Source organism: Tunicatimonas sp., from assembly GCF_049647865.1.
Taxonomy (GTDB): domain Bacteria; phylum Bacteroidota; class Bacteroidia; order Cytophagales; family Cyclobacteriaceae; genus Tunicatimonas.
The window spans coordinates 1-6764 of record NZ_JBARYM010000601.1; the positions used below are offsets into that span (position 1 = coordinate 1).

General features: G+C 46.9%; 4 protein-coding genes. 1 reads left to right on the plus strand and 3 read right to left on the minus strand.

Going from position 1 to position 6764, the window contains the following annotated elements:
* Positions 1-174: 174 nt before the first annotated feature.
* Positions 175-1935 carry a tetratricopeptide repeat protein gene (locus WBA23_RS17625; RefSeq protein WP_424583601.1) on the minus strand — a complete coding sequence of 587 codons (1761 nt, stop codon included), beginning with the start codon at positions 1933-1935 and terminating at the stop codon, positions 175-177.
* 294 nt (positions 1936-2229) lie between these two features.
* Between WBA23_RS17625 and WBA23_RS17630 the strand changes: the two genes are divergently transcribed.
* Positions 2230-3372 carry a hypothetical protein gene (locus WBA23_RS17630; protein WP_424583602.1) on the plus strand — a complete coding sequence of 381 codons (1143 nt, stop codon included), beginning with the start codon at positions 2230-2232 and terminating at the stop codon, positions 3370-3372.
* A 4-nt stretch (positions 3373-3376) separates the two neighbouring features.
* Here the strand turns inward: WBA23_RS17630 and pbpC are convergent, their stop codons facing one another.
* Positions 3377-5752 (minus strand): penicillin-binding protein 1C, encoded by a 2376-nt coding sequence (pbpC, locus tag WBA23_RS17635; RefSeq protein ID WP_424583603.1) that lies wholly within the window; start codon positions 5750-5752, stop codon positions 3377-3379.
* Positions 5753-5760: 8 nt separating this feature from the next.
* The coding region (locus WBA23_RS17640; RefSeq protein WP_424583604.1) for a PKD domain-containing protein at positions 5761-6764 on the minus strand (1004 nt) is incomplete at its 5' end.

A 6764-nucleotide genomic window follows, 5' to 3' on the forward strand; every position in this document is an offset into this window, starting at 1 on the left:
TGGCTGCAATAGAAATCTAATGCACAAGTAGGCTGTCTATTGCATATCTATCTTGTCTACAAGTATTTATACCAATAAGAAAAATACTCCCACGAATTGTACATTAAAGTATAAGTCTATTAAATAAATTAATATATCAGAGCTGAATAATAGGCAGGCAATAGTCTACTTAATTTACAATTTCTCTATGAAATCATCTAAGTCTTCATTCTTCGCCAAGTGTAGTTTCTTCCGAAGACGGTACCGACTGGTATTCACACTCTCGTAGTTCACCCCTAGCAACTGGGCAATCTCCTTCGAGGTTAATCGCATTTTTATGTAGGCTAGTACGCGTTTATCCTGTTTGGTTAAATTTGCTGATCGTTCGTCTAGCTTTTGGTAGAATTCGGGATGTACGTGTTCAAAGTGATTGAAAAACTTTTTACCAGAGCTTTTTCCTTCCACCACATCAGCCAGCAGCGTAGATGCTGTATGTATCTTTTCGTTGCGTTCCAGTTCGTTCTTAGCTTCTTCTAATAGAACTAAAACATGTTGGAGGGTAGCGTTTTTATGGCTGAGACTTGCCAAGTAGCCAAGTAGCTGACGCTCCTGCTGTTGGATCTTCGCGGCCATCTCCTGCTCCAATTGGGTAGCGTACTGATCACTGGCCTGCTTCTCTCGTTCAATCTTTTTAGCTCGTTGATTTTCTGTATATAGTTGATCTTCTAGTTTAGTTTTCCTCACTGTTTGGTATACGGCAACTAAAACAAACAAAAACAATAGCCCACCAATGACGAGCGCGATATTTCGGTACCAGATCTCATTGTCCTTTTGCACTATTTGCTCCTCTAGTTTATCAATAGCGCGCGCACTTTCGGTCCGACTTACCTGAGCGTTTTCTATGTAAACCATGATACTATCGTGTGCCGCCCGCTCGATGCTATCCAGCTTTCGGTAGTTCTCCAGATCGTTCAGCGCGTACAGCGATTCTTTGGCAGTATGACTAAAGTCTACTACTTCGTAGTCATCGAACACCGCTTCTCCTAAGATTTTCTCCAGGCCATTCAGCACGTAGGGATAGGCTAATTGGTATTCCTCTCGTTGTTGAAGCAACCTGATCTTTAGATCAAGAGTAAGTAAAGAAAAGTCGTAATTTCCGTAACTAGGTTCCCGCAGTACTTTGTCAATCAATGAATCAGCGCGCGCGTAGTATCCCTGTAGTATATAAGTTTCTACTAAACTTAGCGGGACACCCGGTGACACGCGGGCAGTATCATTAATCTGATTTCCTATCTCCAAGTAGTACTGAGCACTATCCAAATTGGGCGAATCAATTAGTAGGTAGGACTGCCCTAAATTACCGTAGATTCCTACTAAGTTCCGTATCCCCGGGTTACTATAGGCCAAACTCTTCTTAAACATCCGAATGGTGTAATCCGACACACTAATGCTGGCTAGTCCCAGTTGAAAGTACGCCGCAGATAGCTGAACCGAGTCCCCAATTTCTTTTGCCCGCTCGATAAGGTTTAGAAGGATTTCAGTGGTTTTTTCGTTGATACCGGTATTGCTGTACACTTGGGCAATTTGCAGCAGGGCATCTATCTCGCGTTCGGCATTGTTGTGCTGAATTGCAATATCCTTCGCATTAGTAAAGTACTGAAGAGCTTTATCTACATCATTTTTGGCAAAAAACTCGAACCGCCCTCGTTTAAGGTAGGTTCTGTACCGAAGCGTATCAATGCTGAAGTAGTTTACCAGCAGCTCTAATGAGTCGTAGGCCAACTGCTGATCATCAATCGGATACGTGTCTACGAATTCGATAATATTTTCGGCAGTACTTATCGCCTCCTCTTTGGTGAGTTTGCTAGGGTAGTCATTGCTTTCTTGCCCCAAGAGTTCAACCATTCCGAACAGCAGAATCCAACCGAGAATAAGTCTGACGTATACTATATCCATAAATAATTTCCAATATCTTCGTAACCATACTGCATCTTTGGCGTGCAGCTACTACTAGCAAAACCAACCGGATGAAGAACAAACTAACTTAACTGGAAATAACAGGCGACGGGCGGACTTAATACTATCTGACAATTCTTATTTAAACAAATAAATCCTAAAATAACAGTTAACAAGGAGAATAATAGGCAGCTTCACAAAATTCATTGATTTGCTACGGAAAAAAGGTAGACTACCGAATCTTGTATGCCTTCTTTATGCCTCTAAACCTATTTCCCAACCAGAGGTCAGTTCATGAACGAAGAATCAACAACGACAAATAATAAACAAGCGGCTACCTTAAAGGAATGTCTGATTAAACAGTTGGAGTCAACCGATAATCCGCTGGTGCTAGAGCAGGTGAAAATAGCACTGGATGATAGAAAAACTCTTGAACAGATTAGCCACTTTCCTTTGATTCAGCGCTTAATTCGGGAGAAGGAGAGCGAAGACTACGAATTACGCACTCACCAAACCCTTCAGCAGGGTAATGCCCTAAGCCGCTACGAAAATAAAACAGCCGGCGGCGTCTTCTTTTTAGGAATTATAAGTTTACTGCTTATCGGCGCACTAGTTACTGCGTTTACCGAAGAACAGGTTTCCCCTTCCCTATCGGCTTGGTTGGCTTGGCTGGGAGGGATACTAAGTTTTATTTATCTGCTATTTATGGGAGATGCTCTGTTACTGTTTTATTACAGTAGGAAGTCGCGAGTTTCCATGAATCGGGCTGAAAGAAACAAACGGTTGCTAGCCCTTGTCTTCCCGCCCCTTCGAATCGGTTCCCGCAACATACGCGGTGGCGAGTACTGCTGGATTCCGGGTTGGCAGTGGTGTAAAGTAAACGAAGGCCTGTTTGCCGAACTGAAGCGCCGGTTTGTACTACCGATGATCGGCATTGCCGTACTCATTATTCCCGTGCTGGTTATTGAGTGGAAATTTTTGGATGAAGTTCGGGCTAATTTCCCTCAGTTGAAGATCAATCTAATCTTGGAAGCGATTCAAACCTTCATTTGGTGCGCCTTCACCTTTGAGTTCTTGTTGATGATCTCTATCAGCCGCCGGAAGCTAAACTACGTCAAAGAGAACTGGATTGATCTACTAATTATTCTTCTTCCATTTGTCTCCTTCTTACGAACGTTGCGTATCTCCCAGATTGCCCGCCTCAAGTACGCCACCCGCTCGTTTAAACTGCGGGGAGTGATTACCAAAGCCCGGCAAGGGCTGATCTTTGTCGATTTTGTACAGAGAATCTTCCGGCTAAGCCCCGAAAATGAAGTGAAGCGATTATTTCGTCTGCTACAAGAAAACCAGCGCGACCGCGAAGAACTTCAGCAGAAGCTAAAGGAAGTAACCGAGTTGATTGAGAGGAAGAAGCGAACATCTGAGTTAGCAGACTAAATAATTAATCCCCACTCACAATCTCAAACGGATGAGCGATCGTGTTTCCCAGTTCATCTACTACGTGCAGCGTATGTGAACCAGGTTCCAGCAGTAAGGCCATTTGGTGTTCGCCTTTAGTTTTACCCAGATAGGTATCATCTACGTGCCAGTATAATGATTGCTGATGGTCGCGGTGCGTAGCTTCAAAGATCGTTCTTCCCCGCTCGCCCTGTAGTTCTTTCGGAATATAGATCTTAGCGTGGGCTTTGGGGTAGATAATATCCATTGGAATATTTTCCATTCCACCCGGATGGCAGTCGGCTCTGTAGGGTGGTAAGGGTTGGTAGCTGGGATGCTTACGCTGGTAGTACCATTCCTGCACCGGGGGCAAGGTGAACCACTGCTGGGTGTGCATCTGATGAATAGGTTCGCAGTCGCCTTGTACTTGATACGTTCGGCTACCGTCTAACTGAACCCGCTGATGATAGGGTGAGACCGGTGCTTTCAATCCGGCGCCCGGGACCCAACTGCTTACCGTATCGGTCGCCTGACGAGGAGCTCGGTATCCACTCGAGCTGCTGACCACTACTTTAGCCATATCGCTACGGGGCATATCGAACCAATCGGTGGCGGGCATCAATTGTACGATATCAAACAATAGCGGAGCCGCGGCAGTCACTCCGGTCAGTCCTGGTCGGCCTTCCCCGTCGGCATTGCCCACCCAGACCCCGATAGCGTAGCGAGGCGTTAATCCTACCGCCCAGGCATCGCGGTGGCCGTAGCTAGTGCCGGTCTTCCAGGCTAGCGATTGAGACGAAGAGAAATACTGCCAGCCAACTTCGTTCGTCGGACGGGTTACTTCCTGCATTGCCCGAAAAGCGAACCACAGCGATGAGGCGCTCAAATGACCGTATTCAGATTGAGCATTGGGCTTCGCTGAATCGGCTTTTACTTCATAACTGAGGGGATGGATATCGGATTGGCTGTAGCGATTAGGTTCGGGGTAGCGAAAGTAATAATTGAGCGAGCGGGCCATGCTGGCGTACATTCCCACCAAATCCCACAGCGTAACTTCGGCTCCGCCCAAAATTAAGCTCAGTCCGTAGTGACCGGGGGATTGAGTGAGCGTGGTCATGCCCCACTGCTTTAGTTTATGGTGCAACTTTTCCACTCCATACTTTTGCAGCATCCGCACCGCCGGAACATTTAGCGAACGAGAAACTACCTGATCCGCCGGTACCGCTCCTTCAAATTGCTTGCTGAAATTCTGAGGAACAAAGCCATCGATATAGGTGGGAATGTCCGGAATTAACGAGTGCGGTAAGATACTTCCCTCGTGTAGCATGGCTGCGTAAAGAATCGGTTTGAGTACACTGCCCGTACTACGCGGTGCGGTAATAATATCTACTGAAGCTCCATGCGGTCTACCTGATCGACTGTTCCCTACGTAAGCAGCTACTTCGCCCGTTTCAACATCAGCTACCAGCACCGCGGCATTGTGAACGTGGTTTCTTCTTAGCTGCTGCGAATGTCGTTCTACTAAAGCGGTCACCTGCCGCTGTAGCGTAGCGTTTAGAGTGGTAGTGGTACGCGTTCCTTTCCTTTCTTCTTGAATGGTGCGGGTAAGTAGATGCGGGGCAAGTTGCGGCAGCGGCCGGGGTGCATCCGGTAGTGGTTCGTTTATAGCTAATTGAAGTGTCAGCGAATCAATTACCCCCCGGTGGTAGAGTTTGTTCAGTAGTCGGTTGCGCTTTCCGATAAGTAGTTCTTCGTTTTTCCCCGGATACAGTAGAGCCGGACTGTTGGGCAGCACCGCTAACAACGCACTTTCGGCCCAGGAAAGTTTTTCCGGCGGAACCCCGAAGTACCGCCAAGCCGCGGCATCGAGCCCCACCACATTTCCTCCGAAGGGAGCTTGGGAGGCGTATAACCTAAGAATCTCGTCTTTAGGCAACGCTAGTTCCAGCCGGGTAGCTAGGAGAATTTCCCGGAGCTTCTCCGCAATCGTCCGGTCTTTTTTTCGGGCTAGCCGGATTACCTGCATCGTTAGCGTACTGCCCCCACTCACTATTTTCCCCGCCCTTATATTTTGATAAGTCGCCTGAATCAGGGAAATGGGATTAAAGCCCGGATGCTGATAAAAGTATTGATCTTCAAAGTGCAGAATTGCCCGCTTAAATTTTTCGCTGACCGTATCCGAAGGGGGAAATCGCCACTGCTCATCGTCGGCAATACTGGCTCCTAATAAGTTACCTTGCTGGTCTTCTAACACCGTTGCGTAGGGAGTGCTAAATAGCGGAAATGACAAAGAATAGTAATAGATCAACAGCATAGTCAACCCGGCAATACCAAGCAACCAGCGAACCCACCATTGTATATGTTTTCTTTGCTTTCGCATATCTATTATCAGGGAACCATCACTTCCCAGTACCGGGTTCGGCGGGAGGTACCGGCGGAACCTTCTACCGTTAGCGTAACCACGTAGTAAACTCCGGGCTGCTTATACTGATGCACCGGAGAAGCTTCGTTGGATTGCTGTCCATCCCCGAAGTCCCACGTCCACTGGTCAATATCCCCGATTGATTCATCCTTAAAGTACACCAGTCGCTCCGCCAGATCAATTACCTCAAACGACCATTCAGCTTGCAGTTCAGGTTGAAACCGCTCTTCTAAAGGCATTAGCCGAAACGCGCACAAGTAGGAAGCATCTTTTACCATCAAGGTATTGTGAGAAAGATTGTTGTGCCCCTCTCGCTCACCCCCGTCAAAATCTAGCACTGACCAAGACAAACCAATGTAATCATCTACCCGTAGATTGCTTTCTTGCGCTTGATGTACCCCGCTGTGCGGAGCGTGATCGTATAGTGTAATATAGAATTCTAAGGTGAGATGTCCACTTTCACCCGGCTCAAAATTGTATTGGTAAGCGTGATTGGACTGAGGAAACTCCGCAATCCAGGGCTGACTGCCCCAGATCAAGGTCCAGGCATTATTTACCGGAGGGGTGTAGATATGGTAGTTCTGCGCGTGAACACCGCTAAACCGTAAGTGGTTGTAAATATGCGCCGGGGCATTCCCCATTTTTCCGGCATCCTTCAGCATATCATTAAAAATAAACGGCCCACCCGAAAGATCACCATCCACCACCACTTCAAAAATATCATTTAAATAGCCCTGCGGATTAAACCTCCCAAAATCCCAATAGTTGTCGTAAGCCTCGTATAAAAAATATAGTCGGTTAAGTCCTGCTACCCACCCGACCCGCACCTTCACGCTGAGATCGGTAGTATCCACCGGATAGGGAGTATCATCTTCCGTGTCCTTTAACAAATTAGTACCGTAAATTTTTTCTTCCGGATAATTAGACCAATCGTCGATCTGCCCATCATTGCGAGGTAGTTGGTCTTTCG